The organism is Stenotrophomonas sp. Sm10 (assembly GCF_030985515.1).
GTDB lineage: Bacteria > Pseudomonadota > Gammaproteobacteria > Xanthomonadales > Xanthomonadaceae > Stenotrophomonas > Stenotrophomonas hibiscicola.
The window spans coordinates 1-22,525 of record NZ_JAPTFO010000011.1 but is presented as its reverse complement, the minus strand read 5'-3'; the positions used below and the strand labels follow the sequence as shown (position 1 = coordinate 22,525).

21 protein-coding genes are annotated in these 22,525 nt (G+C 66.7%); 10 read left to right on the top strand and 11 right to left on the bottom strand.

Features of this window, described 5'->3' with window-relative positions; genetic code table 11:
- From O0J15_RS05015 to O0J15_RS04975, 9 genes are all read left to right on the top strand, one after another.
- On the top strand, positions 1–1,278 hold the full coding sequence (locus O0J15_RS05015) for an NAD(P)/FAD-dependent oxidoreductase (protein ID WP_010485790.1): 1,278 nt from the start codon (positions 1–3) through the stop codon (positions 1,276–1,278).
- Positions 1,275–2,042, top strand: coding sequence for a DUF1365 domain-containing protein (locus O0J15_RS05010; protein ID WP_010485792.1), 768 nt, complete (start codon positions 1,275–1,277; stop codon positions 2,040–2,042). The genes O0J15_RS05015 and O0J15_RS05010 overlap by 4 nt, the downstream gene beginning before the upstream one ends.
- Positions 2,039–3,298 carry a cyclopropane-fatty-acyl-phospholipid synthase family protein gene (locus tag O0J15_RS05005; RefSeq protein WP_058981679.1) on the top strand — a complete coding sequence of 420 codons (1,260 nt, stop codon included), beginning with the start codon at positions 2,039–2,041 and terminating at the stop codon, positions 3,296–3,298. The genes O0J15_RS05010 and O0J15_RS05005 overlap by 4 nt, the downstream gene beginning before the upstream one ends.
- A gap of 1 nt (position 3,299) precedes the next feature.
- On the top strand, positions 3,300–3,845 hold the full coding sequence (locus O0J15_RS05000; protein ID WP_134734874.1) for a DUF2878 domain-containing protein: 546 nt from the start codon (positions 3,300–3,302) through the stop codon (positions 3,843–3,845).
- Positions 3,842–4,627 carry a DUF1295 domain-containing protein gene (locus O0J15_RS04995; RefSeq protein ID WP_308305191.1) on the top strand — a complete coding sequence of 262 codons (786 nt, stop codon included), beginning with the start codon at positions 3,842–3,844 and terminating at the stop codon, positions 4,625–4,627. Before O0J15_RS05000 ends, O0J15_RS04995 begins: the two co-directional genes overlap by 4 nt.
- Positions 4,624–5,697, top strand: coding sequence for a class I SAM-dependent methyltransferase (locus tag O0J15_RS04990; protein ID WP_308305190.1), 1,074 nt, complete (start codon positions 4,624–4,626; stop codon positions 5,695–5,697). Before O0J15_RS04995 ends, O0J15_RS04990 begins: the two co-directional genes overlap by 4 nt.
- A gap of 8 nt (positions 5,698–5,705) precedes the next feature.
- Positions 5,706–6,239 carry a lipocalin family protein gene (locus O0J15_RS04985; protein ID WP_019659664.1) on the top strand — a complete coding sequence of 178 codons (534 nt, stop codon included), beginning with the start codon at positions 5,706–5,708 and terminating at the stop codon, positions 6,237–6,239.
- Between the two features lie 180 nt (positions 6,240–6,419).
- The gene (locus O0J15_RS04980) at positions 6,420–7,088 is read left to right on the top strand and encodes a response regulator transcription factor (RefSeq protein ID WP_227844946.1); all 669 of its coding nucleotides are present in this window, start codon (positions 6,420–6,422) and stop codon (positions 7,086–7,088) included.
- The gene (locus O0J15_RS04975; protein ID WP_308305189.1) at positions 7,085–9,409 is read left to right on the top strand and encodes an ATP-binding protein; all 2,325 of its coding nucleotides are present in this window, start codon (positions 7,085–7,087) and stop codon (positions 9,407–9,409) included. Before O0J15_RS04980 ends, O0J15_RS04975 begins: the two co-directional genes overlap by 4 nt.
- Here O0J15_RS04975 and O0J15_RS04970 read toward each other — a convergent pair whose 3' ends face one another.
- The 9 genes from O0J15_RS04970 to O0J15_RS04930 all read right to left on the bottom strand — a co-directional run bounded on the left by O0J15_RS04970 (position 9,410) and on the right by O0J15_RS04930 (position 19,490).
- On the bottom strand, positions 9,410–10,165 hold the full coding sequence (locus tag O0J15_RS04970) for a SapC family protein (RefSeq protein ID WP_019659662.1): 756 nt from the start codon (positions 10,163–10,165) through the stop codon (positions 9,410–9,412).
- Positions 10,166–10,275: 110 nt separating this feature from the next.
- Entirely contained in the window at positions 10,276–10,548 is a 273-nt protein-coding gene (locus O0J15_RS04965; protein ID WP_005409616.1) for a hypothetical protein, read from the bottom strand.
- 252 nt (positions 10,549–10,800) lie between these two features.
- A complete protein-coding gene (fusA, locus tag O0J15_RS04960) occupies positions 10,801–12,834 on the bottom strand; it encodes an elongation factor G (protein WP_308305188.1) in 2,034 nt (677 codons plus the stop codon).
- Between the two features lie 416 nt (positions 12,835–13,250).
- A complete protein-coding gene (locus O0J15_RS04955) occupies positions 13,251–14,000 on the bottom strand; it encodes a hypothetical protein (RefSeq protein ID WP_308305187.1) in 750 nt (249 codons plus the stop codon).
- Positions 14,001–14,063: 63 nt separating this feature from the next.
- Positions 14,064–14,825, bottom strand: coding sequence for a heme ABC transporter ATP-binding protein (locus tag O0J15_RS04950; protein ID WP_021201792.1), 762 nt, complete (start codon positions 14,823–14,825; stop codon positions 14,064–14,066).
- Positions 14,822–15,865, bottom strand: coding sequence for an iron ABC transporter permease (locus tag O0J15_RS04945; protein WP_111098315.1), 1,044 nt, complete (start codon positions 15,863–15,865; stop codon positions 14,822–14,824). Before O0J15_RS04945 ends, O0J15_RS04950 begins: the two co-directional genes overlap by 4 nt.
- The gene (locus tag O0J15_RS04940) at positions 15,862–16,911 is read right to left on the bottom strand and encodes a hemin ABC transporter substrate-binding protein (protein WP_021201790.1); all 1,050 of its coding nucleotides are present in this window, start codon (positions 16,909–16,911) and stop codon (positions 15,862–15,864) included. The genes O0J15_RS04945 and O0J15_RS04940 overlap by 4 nt, the downstream gene beginning before the upstream one ends.
- A gap of 51 nt (positions 16,912–16,962) precedes the next feature.
- Positions 16,963–18,339: a YncE family protein gene (locus O0J15_RS04935; RefSeq protein WP_308305186.1), complete on the bottom strand. Its 1,377-nt coding sequence runs from the start codon at positions 18,337–18,339 to the stop codon at positions 16,963–16,965.
- 122 nt (positions 18,340–18,461) lie between these two features.
- Positions 18,462–19,490: an alpha/beta hydrolase-fold protein gene (locus tag O0J15_RS04930; RefSeq protein ID WP_308305185.1), complete on the bottom strand. Its 1,029-nt coding sequence runs from the start codon at positions 19,488–19,490 to the stop codon at positions 18,462–18,464.
- 321 nt (positions 19,491–19,811) lie between these two features.
- Here O0J15_RS04930 and O0J15_RS04925 point away from each other — a divergent pair, with 321 nt between their 5' ends.
- A complete protein-coding gene (locus tag O0J15_RS04925) occupies positions 19,812–20,186 on the top strand; it encodes a hypothetical protein (RefSeq protein WP_021201787.1) in 375 nt (124 codons plus the stop codon).
- 73 nt (positions 20,187–20,259) lie between these two features.
- On the opposite strand, the gene O0J15_RS04920 is transcribed toward O0J15_RS04925, so the two are convergent.
- Both O0J15_RS04920 and O0J15_RS04915 read right to left on the bottom strand, forming a co-directional pair.
- Positions 20,260–20,631 (bottom strand): DUF805 domain-containing protein, encoded by a 372-nt coding sequence (locus O0J15_RS04920; protein WP_308305184.1) that lies wholly within the window; start codon positions 20,629–20,631, stop codon positions 20,260–20,262.
- A gap of 188 nt (positions 20,632–20,819) precedes the next feature.
- Positions 20,820–22,097 (bottom strand): replication-associated recombination protein A, encoded by a 1,278-nt coding sequence (locus tag O0J15_RS04915; RefSeq protein ID WP_019659651.1) that lies wholly within the window; start codon positions 22,095–22,097, stop codon positions 20,820–20,822.
- Positions 22,098–22,525 lie beyond the last annotated feature (428 nt).

Here is a 22,525-nt window from a genome sequence, read left to right as displayed (position 1 = left end):
ATGCGCATCGCGATCATCGGCTCCGGCATCGCTGGCCTGGCCAGCGCCTGGTGGCTGGACGGCGAACACGAAGTGACGCTGTTCGAGGCCAACGATTACCTGGGCGGGCATACCCACACCCATGACGTGCAGGTGGACGGCACGCGCATGGCGGTGGATACCGGTTTCATCGTCTTCAACCCCCTGCACTACCCGCTGCTGACGGCACTATTTGAAGAACTGGGCGTGGCCTCGCAGCCGACCACCATGAGCTTCTCAATGCACAGCGAGCGCAGTGGCGTCGAGTACAACGCCACGTCGCTGGATGGCCTGTTCTGCCAGCGTCGCAACCTGGTTTCGCCACGCTTCTGGGGAATGCTGGCCGACCTGCGCCGGTTCTACCGGGACGCACCGCTGCTGCTTGCCGAAGGCGAAGGCCCGACACTGGGCCAGTACCTGCACAGCCAGCGCTACGGTGCTGCGTTCATCGACGAGCACCTGCTGCCGATGGCTTCAGCGCTGTGGTCGTCACCGACCGACACGGTCATGCAGTTCCCGGCCCGCTACCTGGCCCAGTTCATGGCCAACCACCAGATGCTGCAGATGACCGGGCGCGCACCTTGGCGGGTAGTCAGCGGCGGCTCGGCACGCTATGTCGATGCCCTGCGTGCCCGCTGGCGGGTACGCGAGCGGCTGGAATGTCCGGTCCATTCGGTCGAGCGCATGCCGTGGGGCGCGCGCGTGCACAGCGCGGCCGGCGTGGAGGGCTTTGACGAGGTCATCCTGGCGTGCCACAGCGACCAGGCGCTGGCCCTGCTGCGTGACGCCGATCCGGTCGAACGCGACGTGCTCGGCGCCATCCGCTACCAGGCCAACGAAGCAGTACTGCATACCGACGCATCGCTGCTGCCGCGCAACCGCAAGGCATGGGCCGCATGGAATGCACACGTTCCCAAGGAGCCAGGCGCGCCCTGTACGGTCAGCTATTGCATGAACCTTCTGCAGGGCCTGCCCGGTGACACCCCGCTGGTCGTGACCCTCAACCGCAGCGAGGCGATCGATCCGGCCAAGGTGCTGCGCAGGCTGCACTATGCCCATCCGGTCCACGACCACGCAGCGGTACGCGCGCAACAGCGCTGGGCTGAGCTGCAGGGCCGCCGCCGCACCTGGTTCGCGGGCGCGTACTGGGGCTGGGGTTTCCACGAAGACGGCATCCGCAGCGCCCGCCGCGTGGTGGACGCGATGCGCGAGTGCACCCCGCACCGCGACACCATCGCACCCGGCGAGGTGGCAGCGTGAGTGCCAGCGCACTCTACTTCGGGCAGGTGATGCACCGACGGCATCATCCGCAGCCCCACGCGTTCCGCTATCCGATCGCGCAGCTGCTGCTCGATCTGGATGAGCTGGAGACCGTGTTCGCCGGGCGCTGGCTGTGGTCGGTCAATCGCCGCAACCTGGCCGAGTTCCGCCGCAGTGACTACTTCGGCAACCCTGCGCAACCACTGGCCGATGCGGTGCGCGACCATGCCGCGGCTACCCTGGGTTATCGGCCCACCGGCCCGGTGCGCCTGCTCACCCATCTTCGCTTCGCCGGGCACGTATTCAATCCGGTCAGCTTCTACTACTGCTACCGGGCCGATGGCAACACCTTGGACTGCATCGTCGCCGAGATCACCAATACCCCGTGGAAGGAGCGGCACGCCTATGTGCTGCCGGTAGCTGCGGCCACCGGCGACGGGGCATCACTGCGCTGGACATTCGACAAATCCTTTCACGTCTCACCCTTCATGCCGATGGACTGCCGCTACGACTGGCGGTTCAACGCACCTGGCGATGATCTTCGCGTGCACATGCAGGTCTGGCGCGACGGCGTTCGGCAGTTCGACGCCACCCAGTCCATGCAGCGAAGGGTGCTGGACGGCCCTGGGCTGGCCCGGGTACTGGCCTGCTACCCCCTGATGACCACGCAGGTGGTGGCCGCCATCCACTGGCACGCGCTGCGGCTGTGGCTGAAGCGCAACCCCGTGCACGACCACCCTGCTCTTGCCGAGAAACCACGATGAATTCGATGACTCCCCTGGTCGCCTTGCCACGTCCCGGCGCCCTGGATGCATTCCTGCGCCGCCGCCTGCTGGCCCAGCTTGCCCCCATGCGCGACGGCCGCCTGTGCGTGCGTGATGCACTCGGCGAAGTCTGGCTGGGCGATGCGCATGGCGAACTGCATGTCACCGTCACCATCGATGACCCGGCGTTCTACCGCAAGGTTGCAGCGCAAGGCAGTGTGGGTGCAGGTGAAAGCTACATACAGGGCGAATGGCACTGCGATGACCTGGTGGCGCTGATTCGGCTGCTGGTACGCAATCGCGACCTGCTCGACGGCATGGAGCGTGGCCCGGCCCGCCTGGGCGGCTGGCTGTTGCGGGGCTGGAACCGCCTGCGCCGCAACAGCCGCGAGGGCAGTCGCCGCAACATAGCCGCGCACTATGACCTGGGCAACGACTTCTTTGCCCTGTTCCTGTCGCCGGACCTGATGTATTCCTCAGCCCTGTTCGACAAAGAAGACGAGTCGCTGGAATCCGCCTCCCGGCGCAAGCTGGACCGCATCTGCCAGCAGCTGAAGCTCAAACCGGGCGACCGCGTGGTGGAGATCGGCACCGGCTGGGGTGGTTTTGCGCTGCACGCCGCGCAGCACTACGGCTGCCACGTCACCACCACCACCATCTCCGCAGAACAGCATGCGCTGGCGGCAGAGCGCGTGCGCGCCGCAGGCCTGCAAGGCCAGGTCACGCTGCTGATGCAGGACTACCGCGACCTGCAGGGCCAGTTCGACAAGCTGGTGTCGATCGAGATGATCGAGGCCATCGGCGCCGAGTACCTGGACACCTACATGGCGACGTTGCAGCGCCTGTTGAAGCCTGATGGCGTTGCCCTGCTGCAGGCCATCACCATCGAGGACCATCGCTACGAGCAGGCCCGGCGCAGCGTCGACTACATCAAGCGCTACGTGTTCCCCGGCAGCTTCATTCCGTCGATCAACGCGATCATGGCCGCCAAAACGCGGTCCAGCGACCTGCAGCTGATCGCCCAGCAGGACTTCGGCCACTCCTACGCGCTGACCCTGCGCGCCTGGCGCCAGCGCTTCCTCGTCCGGTTGCCCGACGTGCAGGCGCAGGGCTTCGATACGCGCTTCTGCCGCCTCTGGGAGTTCTACCTGGCCTATTGCGAGGGCGGCTTCCTGGAGCGCTCGATCGGGGTCTCCCATCTGCTGATGGCGCGCCCGGGGCATCGCCCGGGCGCCTCATCGGGCCAAGGCAGTTGAGATGCGCCGGTTCTGGGCCAATCTGCTTGGCAACCAGCTGGTCTGGCTGTGCGCCGTGGCCGGCGCCGGGCGCGGCTGGCAGTGGCCGGCGTTGCTGGCAGCCTCTCTGTACATCGGCAGCCAGCTGCTGGCGTCGCCGCAACCACGGCTGGACCTTCGGTTGATGGTGCTGGCGCTGGCCTGCGCCTGGCTGGTCGATGCCAGCGCCGCTGCGACCGGCACCGTTCGTTACGCCGCCGCCCCGCTCGCCTGGGCGCCTCCACCGTGGATCATGGCGCTGTGGGCCGCGTTCGCGATGACGCTGACCACCTCGATGCGCTTCCTGCTGCGCCACCGTGCCCTGCCGGCGCTGTTCGGCCTGCTGCTGGCACCCCTGGCCTATCTGTCCGCGGCACGTGGCTTTGATGCAGTGCGGTTCGCTGTGCCGGCATGGCAGGGCCTGCTGGTACTGGGTGCGGGCTGGTGCATCGCGCTTTCACTGCTGTGCCACTGCGCCCGTCGCGGCTCACGAGCCAGCTCGCCGCCCCTGGCTGGAGTTCCTTCATGAACCATCTCCTGTGGGTCCTGCTGTACACCTTGCTGATGATGAGTTGGGGCTGGGCCTGGCAGCGCCGCCACCAGAACATCGGCGTGGTCGATGTGCTCTGGGCCAAGGGCGTAGGTGCATCGGCCCTGTTGCTGGCGCTGCTCGGCGATGGCGCGACGATGCCGCGGATCGCGCTGGGCGTGCTCGGCGGCCTCTGGGGCAGCCGTTTGGCCCTGCACCTCTGGCACCGGGTCCGTAGCGAACCGGAAGACGGGCGCTACCGCTATCTGCGCGAACACTGGCAGAGCCACCAAGGCAAGATCTTTGGCTTCTTCATGGCGCAGGCATTGCTGGTGCTGCTGTTTGCCCTGCCCTTTGTCGCAGTGGCTGCCAACCCGAGCAGCCGCATGACGTGGTGGGCCGTGGCCGCCGCGCTGGTGTGGCTGCTGAGCGTCGGCGGCGAAGCACTGGCCGACCGGCAGCTGGCCCGGTTCCGCGCCGACCGGGCAAACAAGGGCCGCACCTGCCGCGAAGGGCTCTGGCGCTATTCCCGCCACCCCAACTACTTCTTTGAATGGCTGCACTGGTTCACTTATGTGCTGCTCGCGGTCGGTTCGCCACTGTGTTGGCTGGCGTGGGCCGGCCCATTGCTGATGTACGTGTTCCTGCGCTACCTCAGCGGCATCCCATTCACCGAGAAACAGGCGCTGCGCAGCCGCGGCGACGACTATCGCGCCTACCAGCGCAGCACACCGATGTTCTTTCCCTGGTTCCCCCGTTCTTCCAAGGAGCATTCCGCATGAACGCGATCCCGCCACTGAATCCTGCCGAAGACGCGGAAACCGGGCTGATCGCCTGGGCTGAACGCGGGCTGGTCCCCGATGCGGCGCTGCGTGCGGGCATCCGCCGCTTGTGCGCACAACGCCTGCATGAGGAAAGCGAGGGTGGCATCGAAGGCCAGTCGGCGCGCTTCAGCCGGCGCATCGCCGAGCTGGCCGACAGCCCACTCGCATTGCACACCGACGCAGCCAACCGACAGCACTATGAAGTGCCAGCTGCCTTTTTCCAGGCCTGCCTGGGCAAGCGACTGAAGTACAGCAGCTGCTACTACCCCACCGGGCGCGAAACGCTGGACCAGGCCGAGGACGCGATGCTGGAACTGTACGGCCAGCGCGCAGGCCTGGCCGATGGCCAGCAGATTCTCGAACTGGGATGCGGCTGGGGCTCACTGACCCTGTGGATGGCCGAACGCTACCCGCAGGCCAGCATCACCGCCGTTTCCAATTCGCACAGCCAACGCCAGCACATCATGGCGCAGTGTGAAGCCAGGGGGCTGCACAACGTCGAGGTGATCACCCGCGATGTCAACCAGCTTGAGCTGCCTGCGGCACGCTTCGACCGCTGCGTGTCGGTGGAGATGTTCGAACACGTGCGCAACTACGAGCGCCTGCTGGCGGGCATCGCTCGGTGGTTGAAGCCGGACGGCGCGCTGTTCGTGCACATCTTCGCCCATCGCACATTGATGTATCCGTTCGAGACAGACGGCGGCGACAACTGGATGGGGCGGCACTTCTTCACCGGCGGGCTGATGCCGGCAGCTGACACCCTGCTGCATTTCCAGCGCGACCTGCGGCTCGACCAGCGCTGGCTGCTGGACGGCACCCACTACCAGCGCACCGCCGACCACTGGCTGGCCAACCAGGATGCGGCCCGCCAGCAGGTGATGCCGGTGTTGATCGCAACCTATGGCCAGGCTGCAGCGAAGGTCTGGTGGCAGCGCTGGCGGATGTTCTGGATGGCCTGTGCCGAGTTGTTTGGCTATGACGACGGCCGGCAGTGGCTGGTGGCCCACTATCTGTTCCGACCCCGCTGAGGTGCAACATGCGCATGTTCTCGCTGCTTCCCCTGATCGCGGTCGGCCTGTTCGGTTCCGGCTGCAGTTCCAGCGACACCCGCCCGCTGCCGCGCCCGCCATCCGTGGATGTGCCGCGCTTCATGGGCGATTGGTATGTGATCGCGCATATCCCGTCGCGCCCCGAACGCGAGGCCTTCGACGCGGTGGAGAGTTACGCACTTCGTCCCGACGGGCGCATCCAGACCACCTTCACCTACCGCAAGGGCAGCTTCGATGCGCCGCAGAAGTCGATGCATCCCATCGGTCGTGTGGAGAAGGAAGGCAATGGCGCGATCTGGGGCATGCAGTTCATCTGGCCAATCCAGGCCGAGTACGTGATTGCCTGGCTCGACGAGAGCTACCGCCAGACCATCGTGGCGCGCAGCAAGCGCGACTACGTCTGGTACATGGCCCGCACACCACAGGTGTCCGAGCATGACTATGAGCAGGCGGTCGCACGGATTGCGGCCATGGGTTATGACACCCGTAAGCTCAGACGCGTGCCGCAGTCGGTCCGATGACACGCCACGACCCTTTGCGCTGGGCGGCATCGCCCGCCAACTTCTGAAGGGCCTGGATTCGGGCGTGGCGATCCATTACATCAATTGACACCCCTGGATTGATGGTTCGCGCACATTGACTCTTAGGAATAATCGCAAAAATCCAGCAAATTCGGTGCCCGGCGCGGCAGCAGCGCCAGAATGGTCGCCACGCCCTCCCGGGCGCCGATCACCTCCCAGCGCATGAATGGATACCCTGCACCGCGCCGTCTGCGGCTCGCACTGCTAGACGATCACGAAGTCGTCCGCCGCGGCACCGCCTTGCACCTGTGCCGCGACGTCCGCTTCAACATTGTCGCCAGCCACACCCACAGCGACGCGTTCATCGGCTGCCTGCGCAAGCTGGCAGTGGATGTCGCCATCATCGATCTCACCCTGGCGCCTGGCGACCGCAGCAGTGATGAGCTGGTTCCCTTGCTGCGGGAGCGCTTTCCTCATGTGCCCCTGCTGGCCTTCGCCACGCTGACGCCAACAACCCGCGTGGACCACCTTCTGGCGGCCGGCATCAGCGGCATTGTCAGCAAATCCGAGCCGCTGGAGATGCTGTCCGAGGCCATCGTGCGTGTATCGCAGGGATTGTGCCGCCTGCCGGCCGATTGCCTGGTCCCGGCCTGCCGCGACGAACTCAGTCGCAATGAACGCGAAGTGCTGGACCTGCTCCTGTCCGGCCTGACCGTGTCGGAGATCGCATTGCGCCGCCACCGCAGCGTCAAGACGGTCAGCACCCAGAAGGTGGCCGCCCTGCGCAAGCTCGGGCTGCGCAATGACGTGGAGATCTATGCACTGCGAGAGCAGCGGAACCTCCGATGAGGCGCCGTGTTCGCCTCCGGTTGCATACCTTTGTCACCTCGTTGATGGTCCTGATCCTGCTGCCAGCAGCCTCGGCCGAGGATGCAGATCTGCAGGCGTGGCCGGCGGGTCGCGAAGTGCGGGTCGCCACCGCGCCATCATTGCGCCCGCTGCCTGCACCACTGGCGGACTCGATCCCGCTCCCGACCCTCGCCCACGGCTATGCGCAGCTCGTGGCTGACCATTCCGGACTGCGCTTCCGTGACATCGCCTACACCAGCACGAGGGCAGCGGTCACTGCCGTCTGCCGGCACGAGGCCGATCTGGTGCTGGTGATGGGCGGCCCGGCGCATCGCCCACGGCCCTGCCCCGGCCTGATGGCATCCGGCGCCTTCGATGGCGGCAAGACGGTCCTGGCCGTGCGTAAAGGCGAGCACGCGCCACGTGACGTCGGCAGCGTGAAGGCGCAGGTGCTGGCCGTGATTCGCGGCGGCCCTTATGCCAGCTGGCTGGCAACCCACCATCCGCAGGTCCGCCTGCTGCACTTGCCCGATCGGCATGCAGCCCTGGCCGCCGTGGACAACGGCATCGCCGATGCTGCGATCGGCCTGGAAGCTACACTGCACGCGATGATCCGGCGGCACTTCGCGGGCAAACTGCAGCTTCATCCGTTCGAGAGCGACTTCTCCACCGATCTGCACCTGCTCGTGCGCCGCGAGGACCAGCAGCTGCTGACGCGCATCGACCAGGCACTGCACGACATCACGCTCGAAGAGCACGCGGGCCTGCTGGCATTGTGGGCGCAGCAGATGCTGCCCGCCCCCGTCGAGAACGCGCTTGATCGGGTGCGCGCCCTGCACCCGCCCTGGCTGCTGTATGTGGCCGCAATACTCATCGGCCTGACCATGTTCTGGCAGGCACTACGTTGGCGAATCGGTCGCACGGAACAACGCCTTGGGCGCGCGGCAGGAATGATCAGCCACGAAGTGCGCAATTCCGCGCAGACGATACTGGCTTCGATCGACCTGCTGAGCCAGTCGCGCCTGTCCAGGAGAGAGCACGACCTGCTCGCGGCCGCGCGTGCCGCCGGCCACGCGCTGCGCAGGCTGCTCGACCGCTCGCTCGCGTTCTCGCGTCTGGCCAGCGGCAGCTTCAGGCCCCACGTCGTACCTTGCGACGCCGGCCAGCTCTGTGCCCATGCACTGGACGCGATCCGGCCGGAGGCACTGCGCAGGGGATTGTCCCTCAAGCTTGATTGCACGCCCGACCCCGCGCCGACGGTCGCACTCGATGCTGACGGGCTGCGCCAGATTGTCGACAACCTGCTGGGCAACGCGTTGAAGTTCACTGATGCCGGTGGCATCGAAGTGCGCCTGCAGCTGTCACCCATCCCGTCTGCCAGGGAGCTGTTGCTGGATGTGATCGACAGCGGCATCGGTATCGCCCCCGCGCAACTGCCGCTACTGTTCCGCCCGTTCCAGCAGGGAGAGGATGGCCAGAAGCGCGGCGGCACTGGCCTGGGCCTGACGATTGCGCGCGAGCTGGCCATTGCCATGGGCGGCAACCTGGCCGCGTACAGCGTACATGGGCGCGGCAGTCGCTTCACCCTGCGACTGCCGGTCCGCGCTGTCCCTCGCGATCCGCCCACCATCGAGCGCCCGCAGCAGGCGCCGTTGACGGGCACAGAGCTGCTCCTGGTCAAGGACCATGCACTCAGCCGGCGCGTCGTGGCAGAGCAACTGCGTCGGCTGGGTGCCGATGTGTGCGCGGTTGCCGATGCGGAAACCGCGTTGGCCGAACAGGCGCTGCGACCGCGCGGCACGGTGGTGCTGGATATCGGGCTCCACGGCCGGGACGGCTACGGCTTGGCACAGCAGCTGCGCGCGCGGGCAAAGGCGCCCCTGCGAGTGATTGCCCTGTCCGCCCGCATGGGGCGCCGGCACGTGGCGCGCTGTCGCCGGGCCGGATTCGACGCCGTCCTGGTCAAGCCGCTGCAGGTGCCAGACTTGCTGCAGGCGCTGGGCCTTCCGCCTTCGGCGCACGCTGCCGCGCCTTGTAGCGCGCGGGGCGCCGACCCGGATTTCGCTGCGGATATCGCCCATGAGCTGGCCGGGATCGAACAGTCCCTGCAGGACGCCGATGCCGCGACATTGCGCCATCATGCGCACCGCCTGCAGGGCACGTTGCAGATGTGCCGGGCAATCGACCAGGCCGGCACCGCGGCCGCCCTGTGGGAGTTGGGGCAGCAGGCCACGCCCGACTGGGTCGAGGCATGGCGACTGCTGCAGGGATTGCAGCAGTGGCACGGCTCCCGCAAGGCGGAAGCCGTGCCTTCAAGCTGATCAGGCCGCCAGGCGCTCGACCTGGCGACGGGTCAGGTCGTTGAATCGCCCCAGCGACATCAGGTGCTGATGGATCAGCGCCAACCAGCCGCTGCGGTGCCACTCGACCACGGTCGCTTCCGGCAACGCCACGAACTTCTCAACGTCCACCACCAGGAAGCCATTGAGGTTGAACTCGCGGCCATCCGGAGTGCGCACGGTGGCGTTGCGCTCGACCAGCAGGCCGTTGTCGATCAGGGCCTTGGAGAAGGCCTGGGTCTGTTCGTGCTCGCGGGTGTACTGGCCGCAGAACTCCAGCGCCTGCTGCACCATGTCGGTGGCCTTGCCGTCCACGAACAGCGGCTGGCCTTCGTCACCCCCCTTGACCACGCGCGAGCTCTCTTCGTCGATGCCCAGCAGGAAGTCGTTGTCCGCACCGGTGTCGATGAAAATGAAGGGGTGGCGACGCAGGTAGGCCGGAATGTAGGCCTCGTCTTCCCACAGGCCGTCCTTGATGAACAGGTTCTGGTCGGACACACCGACGGCCGCCATCGGCACGGCGGTCGGGCCAGCGAACAGAATCGGGAAGTGGTGCAGGGCCAGCGAGAACTCGCCCAGCACCAGCGGAATGGCGTTGTTGCCGGCCGCAAACTCGAGCCTGCCCGGCAGGATGCGCAGATCGGCGTGCACATCGGCCTGCAGCGGCACCGGACGGGTATAGAACAGGGGAGCGCCGCTCGGCGCCGCTTCGGTGGTGGTGTCGCTGGTGGTGGTCATCTTGGGAACCGTTCAATCATGCGCGCCTGCCATCCCGGGCGCGCCAGCGGGAACAACCTGAATCCCGCATTATCAACAAGCTCGATGACAACGGCCACCCCACCGACGGCCTATTTCAGCTGCAAGGGGTAGCGCTGCCAGAGCACGTGCACCAGGAACCCGGCCAGCTCGGTGTCGCGCGCGCTCACCGCGGCACGGATCTTGTCCAGCAGCACCATATCGCTGCAGGAACGCACGTCGGCATGGTTGGCCTGCCCTGCCCGGCGCGCGCGATAACGCGCGGCGCGCTGCGCATCGCTCATCGCGTACCCGAACTTGGGCGGACGGCCGCGCTTGCGCGGCAGGGTCAGCTCCAGGGTTCCGGGGTCTTTGTCATCACGCATGAGAGGGGTGCGGGCGGCGGCGAGCAACGGGGGGTGCGCAATTTATCGTGAGGCATCACTTTAATCCAGCCTTTTCTGCAGTTTTGTTGCGATGCAGCGCCAATGTTGCCGTGTCGGTACGGATCCATCCACGCATGGCGTGGATCTACTGCAGAGCTCGCGACCCGGTCACCCGCTAGATCCACGCCATGCGTGGATGCGGAAACCCGAACAAAAAAGTGGGAGCCCGCGAACGGGCTCCCCTCGTCTTCCTCATGCAGCGCGTACCGGTTCATAGCCGTGCAGGTGCGCTTCGCTGCTGGCCCGTCCCTGGCTGAGCGACCGCAGCGCAGTGGTGTACCCCACCAGCTTCGCCAGTGGCGCGAAGCCACTGACCTCGGCACGACCGTCCTGGTCGTCGATGCGGGCGATGCGGCCATGGCGCCGGTTGAGGTCGCCCACCACATCACCCACCGATGTCGACGGCGAATGCACCGTCACCGCCATCACCGGCTCCAGCAGCTGCGTGCCACCCTCGGCCAGCGCCGCCTTGATCGCCTCGGCGCCTGCGCGATGGAACGCCATCTCCGACGAGTCCTTGGCATGGGTCTGGCCATCGACAAGACTGACCTCGATACCGACCACCGGATGACCCTGCGGCCCTTCCGACAGTGCGGCACGCACGCCCTTCTCCACCGCCGCGATGAAGCTGCGCGGCACCACGCCACCGACGATGCGGTCGTTGAACACCACCTGGTCGTCCTCACGCGGCGCCACGTCCAGCACCACGTGCGCGAACTGGCCCTGGCCACCGGTCTGCTTGACCAGCCGCCCAACGACACCCGTCATCGCGCGCATCGGCGTCTCCTGGTAGGCCACGCGCGGCGCACCTACGCCCACGTCGACGTTCCACTCGCTGCGCAGGCGCTCGACCATCACTTCCAGGTGCAGTTCGCCCATACCCCAGACCAGGGTCTCCGCCGTATCGCGATCGGTTTCAACGCGGAACGACGGATCTTCCTGGGCCAGGCTCGCCAGTCCCTGCGCCATCCGGATCAGGTCGGCCGCACGCGCCGGTTCCAACCGCCAGGCCAGCACCGGCGCCTGTGCCTGGATGTTCTCCAGGCGCAACGGCAGCGCACGGCCGCTCAGCGTTTCACCGCTGACCGCATCCTTCCAGCCCAGCACCGCGACGATGTCACCGGCCACGGCCTGTTCAATGTCGTGGGTCTGGTCGGCCTGCACCCGCACCAGCCGGCTGACCCGCCGTCCCTGCGGATGCTGCGAACTGGCCACCGCGTCGCCCACCTTCAAGGTGCCCGAGTACAGCCGCACGAAGCTGAGTGCACCGTGCTGCTGGTGGGTAATCTTGAACAGCAGCCCCGCCAGCGGGCCATCAGGATCCGGCGGCAAGACCACCTCGCCCTCATCGCTTTCGGCGCTGACGGCAGGGCGATCCAGCGGCGACGGCAGGTAATCGACCACGGCATCCAGCAGCGTCTCGATGCCCTTGTCCTTGAACGCAGCACCAGCCAGCACGGGCACGCCCGCACCCGCCAGCGTCGCCCGGCGGATCGCCGCGCGCAGTTGCCCGGCATCGATCACCCGACCTTCCAGCCAGGCATCGGCCAGTTCTTCGTCATGATCGGCCACGGCTTCGACCAGAGCATCGCGCTGGGCTCGCCACTGGATACGTGCCGCGTCGTCCCACGGGCTGATGGTCGTCGCACCGTCGCGCCACTGCAGCACGCGCTCATCGACCAGGTCGACCCAGCCGTTGAAGTCGCTCTCGCTACCCAACGGCACGCCCAGCGCCCACGGTCGCGCCTGAAGCTTGTCCTGAAGCTGCTCCAGTACGCGCTCGAACGACGCGCCGACGCGGTCCATCTTGTTGACGAAGGCGATCAGCGGCACGCGATGACGGCGCGCCTGGCGCCACACCGTCTCGGACTGCGGCTGCACGCCATCTACGGCCGAGAACACGGCCACGGCGCCGTCGAGCACGCGCAGCGAACGTTCGACTTCGATGGCGAAGTCGATGTGGCCAGGGGTATCGATCAGGGTCAGCCGATGCGGCGGCAGGTCACGCGGTGCCCACTGCGCCTGCACGGCGGCCGCGCCGATGGTGATGCCCCGTTCGCGCTCGATTACCGAGAAATCGGTGGTCGCATTGCCGTCGTGCACTTCGCCGACGCGATGGATTTCGCCGCTTTTCCACAGCAGGCGTTCGGTCAACGTGGTTTTGCCGGCGTCGATGTGGGCAATGATGCCAAGGTTGCGACGACGGGAAAGGACTTGGGTGTTCATGGGAAAGGTTCCTGCAAAGCCAACTTCGGGGGCCGCGCACCCCGGTTGGCGACAGGGTGCGCGGCTAGCGTTCGGTCTCGGCGATCTGGTGCATGGCACGTTCTCCTTGCGGTACATCGGGTTACGGGAAATGGAACTGCGGAAACGAAAAGAGCGCCCCGAAGGGCGCTCTGTGGATGATCCAGCGATAGCCGCTTCAGCGGCCCTGTGGAGCTCCAGGCAGACACGCCCGTTCCGCGCTTGCGCGGATCAGGGTGAAAAACTTCAGGAGCGGCATCCGGTTCATGGGGCGCATTCTAGACCTGCCAATCTGGCGCGCAAGTGAATATTGCGCACATGAATGGAACGATGAGGCCGACAATGATAGGGGTCAGATCCCTTTGCCCCTGGCAAAGGGATCTGACCCCTGGCGGCCTTTACTTGCAGCCGTGCAGCTTACGCGCCTCGGCCACCGTCGCAGCCCGGTCATCGCCCATCGAGATCCAGCCCTGCAGCGACATCGCCGTATCAACATGCGGCTGGCGCGCGCCACCGCGCACCACCACTTCGGTCCAGCTGCCCACCGGCGCCAGTTCGGACAAGCGTGCCGCCTGGTCGTCCTCGGTGCTGAACATATCGTCCGGGCCAGCCGGAGGCGTGGTATTCACGGTTTCCGTCTTGCGGGTCCGGACCCGAAGTGCACCGTCCGGCAGCCACTGGGTGATCACCTCGTATCGCTCAACACCGTAGGCCCAGCTGTTTTCGCCAACGCTGCGGGTCTCGCTACCGTCATCGGCCACGGCTACCACTTCGCCTGCCGGCCCGACAACGCCCGCGACAGCCCCCAGGCCGGACATCAGCGCCTGATAGACGATCATCTGCCGCTGCTCGGTGGTCAACGCTCCGGCCTTGAGCTTGGCCGCAGGAATCTTCAGATACGCCGTCTCCCTGCACAGCACCAGCACCTGCTGGTCGTCCCAACTCACCGACATTTCCTCGTTGGCGAAGTACTGCGTCTTCATCGACGTCACAGCGGCGCCCTCGCCACTGGAATGCCAGGTCTCTATCAGCGAGGCGTTCTCGGCCGCGTCGGTCAGCGAAACCTGGGAGGTCGAAGCTGCATGGGCTGCGCAAACGGAAGCAATCATCGTGGCAAGCAGCACGCTGCGCGTGACGGTACGGAACATGGCATCAGTCCATTGAAGAAAACGAAGCAACCATGATACCCGGAGCAACCCGGCGGCCTTCGTTCAGGTCACCACAACCAGCGGCACCCCGCGCCGCGGATGCTCCAGCACCACCACATCCTGCTGGTAGACCCGCTGCAGGTTATCTTCGGTCAGCACCTGCAGCGGCGTACCATCAGCGGCCACCCTGCCCTGCTCCAGCAGCACGATGCGGTCGGCATAGCCAGCCGCCAGGTTCAGATCGTGCAGCACCACGATCACGCACGCACCGGCTTCGGCACAGGCACGCACACTGCGCAGCGTGCGCTCCTGGTGGCGCAGATCCAGCGCGGCCGTCGGCTCATCAAGCAACAACAGCGGCGTGTCCTGCGCCAGCACGCGCGCGAACGTGGTGCGGGCCGATTCACCACCGGACAGCTGCTGCACCTCGCGCAGGCGCAGCGCCTGCAGTTCCGCGGCATCGATTGCCGCTTCCACCTGGGCGTCATCCACCACTGGATCCGGCGGATGCGGCAAACGCCCCATCGCCACCACTTCTTCCACGCTGAAGGCAAAGCGCACGCCGTGCTCCTGTGGCATCACCGCGCGCTCGCGCGCCAGTGGTCCGGCCTTGTAGCTGGCCAGCGGTTTGCCCAACAGGCTCACCTCGCCCGCATCGGCCCGCAGGTCACCGGCAGCCACCGCCAACAGCGTGGATTTGCCCGCGCCATTCGGTCCAACCAGGGCGGTCACCGTACCCGGCTCGAACGCCAGCGAGATGCCATGTAGGATCTCGCGCTGCTGGCGGCGCACCACCACCTCGTGCAGTTTCAGCAGCACGCTCATGGGGCCGCCTTGCGGCGCTGCTGCAGCACCAGCCAGAGGAAGAACGGTGCGCCCAGCGCGGCCGAGAACAAGCCCAGCGGAATCTCCGCGGGCGGATCGAGCGTGCGTGCGGCGGTGTCGGCCACCACGATCAGCAGCGCACCGAGCAGGCCGGACAACGGCAGCAGCCAGCGATGCCCGGGGCCGACCAACAGGCGCGCCACGTGCGGCACCACCAGGCCGACGAAGCTGATCGAGCCGGCAAAGGCCACCGCCGCGCCCACCAGCAGCGCACTGAACGCCACCAGGCGACGCCGCGTGCGGGTCACGTCCAGCCCCAGATGCTGCGCCTGGCGTTCGCCCAGCGCCAGCATGTCCAGCGGCGTGGCCAACCGCTGCAACGCGAACACGCCGATGGCAAACAGGGGCACCACCGCCGCCACATCGGCCCAGTTGGCACGCGCCAGCGAGCCCATCTGCCAGAACACCAGCGACTGCAGCTCGCTTTCGCTGGCGATGTAGGTGAGGAAACCGATCAGCGCCGAGCAGAACGCGGCCATCGCGATACCGACCAGCAGCAGCGTGGCGTTACCCGCGCCTTTGCCGGGCCGTGCCAACGCATACGTCAGGCCGATCGCCAGCGCGCCGCCGACGAAGGCTGCCACCGGCACCAGCCAGCCGGCCGCACCTGCAGCGCCGAGAACAATGGCAGCCACCGCACCCAGCGCAGCACCCTGGCTGACACCGACGATGCCGGGGTCGGCCAGCGGATTACCGAACAGGCCCTGCAGGCTGGCACCGGCCATCGCCAGAGACGCGCCCACCATCGCACCCAGCAGGGCACGCGGAATGCGCAGTTGCCAGACCACGGCCAGATCGCGGCTACTGACTGCCTGCGGATCCAGCAGGCCCAGCTTCACCGCCAGCGCCTGCATCACCTCCAGCGGCGGCAGCCGCAGCGGGCCCACGGCGAACGACGCCAGCACTGCCCCCAGCAGTGCCAGCAACGCCACCAGCAACATCGTCCGCCCGCGACGGCGGCGCCGATCCGCCGGACTCATGCCTTCGGCAACGCCGCCAGGGCCTTGGCCAGCGCCAGCGCGCCAGCACCGGAACCGACACTGGTGTACTTCAGCTGCACGTCCGGCATCACCCAGACCCGATTGGCCTGCCCGGCCGGGGTCTGCTTCAGCGTCGGGTATGCCTTCCACAGGCCCTCGGCACCGCCGAACAGCTGCAGGTCATGCTCGGTCACCAGGATCACCTCGGGCGCTGCGGCGACCACGCCTTCATTGCTCAGCTGCGAGTAGTTCTTCACCCCCGCCTCGGTGCCGATGTTGATGCCGCCCGCCAGTGCGATCAGCTGCGCCGACGCACTGTCGGCACCGGCGACGGTCGGAGAGCCACCGGCGCCGGTGGCCGAGACGTGGATCACTCGTGGTGCATGGCCCAGGCCCTTGCCAATCGCTGCAGCCTCGTCGAGCTGGCGCTGCACCTGCATGGCCAGTGCTTGCCCTGCCTCGGCCAGCCCTAGTGCGGCGGCGACCTTGCGCACCTTGTCCGGCGCCGGCTGCAGGTCATCGATGACCACCGCTGGCTCGCCCACCTCGCGCAGCTTTTTCGCCAGCTCGGTGTGGCGGCGCAGGCTGTTGCCGAGGAACAGCGAGCCCTGCAGGCTCAGCACGCCCTCCACGCCAGTGGTCCGGTTGAACAGGAACTGGTGCGGCGCGGCCAGGCCGGCCTGGGTGGTGGTGTTGGTCGGCGCGGCGAAGACCTGCTTGCCCAGCCCCAGTGCTTCGATCACCGCGATGACGTCGTCGCCACCGGCGATGATGCGACTGGTATCGGCCACTTCAATGTCAGCGCCATCGTCGGAATGCACCTTGGCCGGGAGCACCGCCTTCCGGCCGTGCACGGCCGGCATTTCGGCACCTGCCACGCGCTGCCAGCCTGCCGGCAGCGCGGTTTCCGCAGCGGGCGCCGTTGCTGCGGGCGACTCGGCAGGCGTATTGGCATCAGAGGGAGCCGACGAGCCACCACAGGCAGCCAGCGCCAGCGAAACAGCCAACGGAAGCGCACACAGGCGCAGACGGGACGCGATGTTCATGCACAATCTCCTTGCTGGCAGGGCGACGCACACGCCGCCCCACCGTGTGACTTACTGCTTCGGGGTGATGCGGGTGATGCGGTCACCCTTCGGGTCTTCGGCGCCGCGCGACTTGTTCACCGCGAAAACGTTGCCCTTGCCATCGGCGCGCACATGGTTCGGCAGCGTGCCACCATCGAGGTTGGCGACCACCTTGCCGTCACCATTCACCACGGTGACCGTGCCAGCGCCACGGTTGCTGACATAGGCCAGGCCGGAGGCATCATCGAAGGCGACGTTCAGCGCACCGGCGCCGACCGGCACGTCATGCAGCACCTTGCCGGCAGCCACGTCGACGATCAGCAGGTTGTCGGTGCCCTGCGAGGCCACGTACAGGCGGTTGCGCGCCGCGTCGAAGGCCACGCCCGAGGCACTGATCGAATTGCCCAGATCGATGACCTTCTCGACCTTGCCGCTGGCCACATCGATCACTGCCGCCTCCGGGGTGCCGATGCTGACGGTGAACAGCTTGCCGCCCTTCTCGTCCAGCACCAGGCTCATCGGGGTGAACTTGCCGTCGTCCACGCCGGATTCCAGCGTCACCTGCGGCAGCTCCTTGAGGGTCTTCGCATCGAACACCGTCAGGTGGTCCTCGCCGGTGGCAGAAGCGAACACTTTGCCGTGCGTACCGTCGACCACCACGTCGCGCGCATGCGGCACGGTGTCGACGGGGAACTGGTGGACCAGCGACAGGTCCTTCTGGCGATAGACGGCGATCGAGTTCTGGCGGGTATTGGTCACCCACACATTGCCGTTGGTGTCATCCACACCCACGCCGTAGACCGCATACACCGCACCATTGGTGCTGCCAGGCACCTGCGCCGGGGTGATCGCCTTGGTCACCTTCAGCGACTTCGGGTCCAGCTTCAGCAGCTGCGACTGGGTCACCGGCGGGCGACCCACCGCCGAGGTCACGAACACCGCATTGCTGGCGGCGCTGTAAGCGGACTGGTACAGGCCCGGCACCAGCTTGCTGGACTGGGTGGCGAACTGCGCCTGGCCGGACAGCGGCAGCTGCGGCGACACGCGCAGCTTCAGCACCGTGGCCGCAGCCGGCTGGCTGGCGCGCACCACCACCGGGTGGGTGCCCGGCACCGCATCGGCCGGAATGCTCAACTGGGTCTTGAAGTTGCCATCAGCATCGACCACCAGCGGCTGCGCGTTGAGCACGCTGTCACCGCGCAGCAGGCTGACCTTCTGGCCCGGCAAGAACCCACGGCCGACCACGTCGGCAGTGCTGCCGGGAACCACGTTCTCACCGCGTGAGACGACTTCACCCTTGAAGGTGGCGTTGGCCGGCTGGTCGAACACCGGCTGCGCGGTGGCGGTCACCGCCAGCAGCAGGCCGGCAGCAAGAGTGGTAAGACGGAAAGACGGACGGAACGACATGGCAGGCTCCTTGCACACGTAGGCCGCGCCGCGTGGCGCGGGATTCATCGGTTGCCTGGGCCGCTGCACGCCGGCAGCCTCGCCTGGGTAGTGGGGTCGCACGGCATGGCGTGCGAAGGCATTCATTCGGCGGCGCTGTCCCCGCCACTGGGCGCGCCATCGCCGGCGCTGCGGTCGGTCACGCCGTACAGTTCATGCAGCGCGGCATGGAACGAGGCCGGCAGCATCGGGCCGTGTCCCAGCCCCGGGAACTCGCGGTACTGCACGCTCAGGCCCGGCACCTTGGCCAGCCGCTCGGACAGCTGCATCGCCGCATCCGGCGTGGCACCGCCAATGCGGCGCAGGTGCGCGACCACCCGTGGGTTGCTCAGGTCGCGCTTCCCACGATCGCCAACACGCTCGGCACCGCCCAGCATCAGCCAGAGCTTTGCCGGTTGGCCATGCACGTTCTGCACGAACTGCTGTTCCGGATCACCCAGCGCCGCGCCCTGGCTCCACCACAGCGAGGGGCTGGCCGCCAGATAGGACTGGAAGGCGGCGGGGCGGGTGTAGAGCGCATTGAGCACGAACAGCCCGCCCAACGAGTGCCCCCACAGTGCTTGCTGCTGCGTATCGATGCGTGCGCGTCGCTCGACTTCCGGCTTGATGCGGCGTTCGATCACATCGAGGAAGGCCGCAGCACCACCGCCGACCGCCTGGGTCGTACCGCTCTCGTCATCGGCACGATCGATCCACGCGGTGTAGTCGCGGGTGCGCGCCCCGGAATCGATGCGCAGGTCGTTGTCGTAGCCGATCAGCACCAGCACCGGCGGCGCCTTGCGCGCGGCCAGCTCGGCCAGCAACGGCTGATCCAGGACCATGGCGACGGCGTTGCCGTCCAGCGCGTACAGCACCGGAGAGGGCACCTTGCTGGCCTTGACCGGGATCGCCAGGTTCACCCGCCAACGGCGCTGCTGGTCCGGGCTGTCCAACACGAAATGCTCGAAGCGATAGCTGGCCGCCGGCTCGTCGAGCACGGTGTGGCCGATCTTCTGCAGCGGATTGCGCTGCTGCGCATGGGCGTACGGGGTGGCCAGGAGCAGACCCATCATCAAGGCGGCCATGCCGCGGGCCAGTGGACCACGGCGCAAAGGCGGGACGAAATGCTTCATCAGCGGCGGCACGAGCGGCCGATGGCCGCCGGTTCACAAGGGACCGCAGTCTACCTTAAACGCGAATGATTATCACATCGATCAAATGTCACACTGTGTATCACGCGCGCGATGCGTTCATTTTCCCGGTTGCGCCAGAAACACCGAATCCACTATTTTGCCGGGCAGCAGGGCGCAGGAGCGCCCTTCCCTCGCAGGGCTGCGGATGGATGGGCAATCGAGCCATCGGCCGCGCCCTGTCCCTTGCCAAACCCATCCACGCATGGCGTGGATCTGCTCACCACCACCCACGGGAATGGATCCCGTGACTGCGAGAACATCTTGAAGCGCACCGCCCTGATCGCCCTTTCCCTCGGCCTGCTTGCACCGCTGGCCGCCCATGCCGCACAGGACCTGCCAACGCTCTACCAGGCCTTTGAAGAAGCCGGCAATTCTTCACTGGGCATGGACGAACTCAACCAGACGGTGACATTCACTGCCGTGGCACTGAGCGTTTCCAGCAACCTGGCGGGCGAACCGCTGATCGAGGCCGGCGATGACCAGGGCAATGTCCTGGCCCGGCTGACCAGCGACGATGAGCAGCAGGCGGCCAAGCTGGGCGCGCTGGAAGAAGGCGCGACCTTCACCGCCAGCTGCACGCTGCAGTTCAGCTCGGGAACGGATTACCTGTCCTTCGGCGATTGCAGCATCAAGTAAGAAAGAAGCCGGCGAAACGCCGGCTTCGTTTTCCCGCCCTGTAGAAGTCGAGCCATGCTCGACTCACGCAATCTCACGGCCCCGCAGGCACCGGGCCGTAGACGTTCTGCTGCGGTGTACCCGGCAGCAGCGCGAACACGAAGATCACCAGGCCACCGAACGGAACAAAGGCCAGCAGATACATCCAGCCCGACTGGTTGCAGTCGTGCAGGCGGCGCACGGTGACGGCGATGACCGGCACGAACGTGGCCAGCCAGAACACGACCAACAGGATGATCGAAGCGATGCCCAGCATGTCGGACTGCATCACCAGCCCGGCGATGAGCGGCACCATGAGGACGGTCGAGACGATCAACAGGAACAGCTGGAACATCCAGTACTCGCGACGGTTGGCACGGCCCTCGAACTGGGCATAACGCTTCAACGGCAGAATCATTTCCTGCACGGCATCGATCCTTGAAAAAGTAGCCGCGCAGTCTGCCAAAGGAACGCCCGCAGGACAATGTGATGACGAACCACACTCGACCGCCATTACCCCTGTAGAGCCGAGCCATGCTCGGCTGCTGTTTCCGCAGGTGCTGCTGGCTCGGTCCAGAGTGGAGTCGAGCATCGCTCGATCCTACATAAGCCAGCTCAACGGCCCTTCGCGGCCCGCGCCGCCTCGCGCTCGGCGCGCAGCCGATCCAGCTTTTCCTTCAGCTTGATCTCCAGGCCGCGCGGCACCGGGTTGTAGTACACCCGTTCGCCCATCGCGTCCGGAAAACCGGTCTGGTCCAGCGCGATGCCGCCTTCGGCATCGTGGTCGTACTGGTACTCGGCGCCATAGCCCAGTTCCTTCATCAGCTTGGTCGGCGCATTGCGCAGGTGCAGCGGCACCTCTTCGGTACCGCTCTGGCGCACGTCGGCCTTGGCCTGGTTGAAGGCCGCATAGCCGGCGTTCGACTTGGCGGTGCTGGCCAGGTAAAGCACCAACTGCGCGAACGCCAGCTCGCCTTCCGGGCTGCCCAGCCGCTCGTAGATGTCCCAGGCTTCCAGCGCCATGCTCTGCGCGCGCGGATCGGCCAGGCCGATGTCCTCGATGGCCATGCGGGTCAGCCGGCGCGCGAGATAGGACGGATCGCAACCGCCATCGAGCATGCGGGTCAGCCAGTACAGCGCAGCATCGGGGTTGGAGCTGCGCACGGACTTGTGCAGCGCCGAAATCTGGTCGTAGAACTGCTCGCCGCCCTTGTCGAAGCGGCGGGTACGGTCGGCCAGCACCTGGGTCAGGGTCTGCGGGGTGATGCGACCACCCTCCCCGCCCGCCAGTTCTGCGGCGATTTCCAACAGGGTCAGCGCACGGCGCACGTCACCATCGGCAGCGGTGGCGATTTCCAGCAGCAGCTCGGGAGCGACCTCGATACCCTCCTCGCCCAGGCCGCGCTCGCGATCCCCCAGCGCACGTTCCAGCGCTTCGACGATGTCGGTTGGTGATACCGCTTCCAGCACATGCACGCGGCAACGCGACAACAGCGCCGAATTCAGCTCGAACGATGGATTCTCGGTGGTGGCACCGACGAACAGGATGGTGCCGCGCTCGATATGCGGCAGGAACGCATCCTGCTGCGCCTTGTTGAAGCGATGTACCTCATCTACGAACAGCACGGTGCGGCGGCCTTCGGCGAAGCGTTGCGCGGCCTCGGCCAGCACCTGGCGCACTTCCGGCAACCCGGACAGCACGGCAGAGATGGCGCGGAATTCCGCATCGGCGTACTCGGCCAGCAGCAGCGCCAGCGTGGTCTTGCCGCAGCCGGGCGGCCCCCACAGGATCATCGAATGCACGCGACCGGATTCGACTGCACGGCGCAGTGCGCTCTCCGGCGCCAGCAGGCGCTTCTGCCCGACCATTTCGTCGAGGGTACGCGGGCGCATGCGCTCGGCCAGCGGGCGCAGGTGCTCCCGATCAACACTCAGCAGATCGGGGCCGGGGAAGGAAGTTGAACGATGTCTTGCCACCCGCTCATTGTACCGCGCCGCCCAACGGTAGCGCCGGGCCATGCCCGGCGGATCAGGCCGCAGGGATCAGTAGTGCCGGCCGCTGGCCGGCAGCTTGGCAATGTGTCGGAAATGAGCCGAAGCCGCCGCAGCCAATTCTTCGGTAAGCCACTGATTCACATGGAGTGTACTTTCCCGGGGATCGTGCACCCTCGTCAGTAGCCGAGAATTTGGAACTCAACCCTTCAGGACCCAAGCGTGCGCGATCCCGAATCCAATCTCCTTGAGTTCATTGCTGGCTGCGCTGTCGACGAGGACATCTACTATCTGGCTGCCGCCCTTGGCCCCGGGCATGACTACTACGA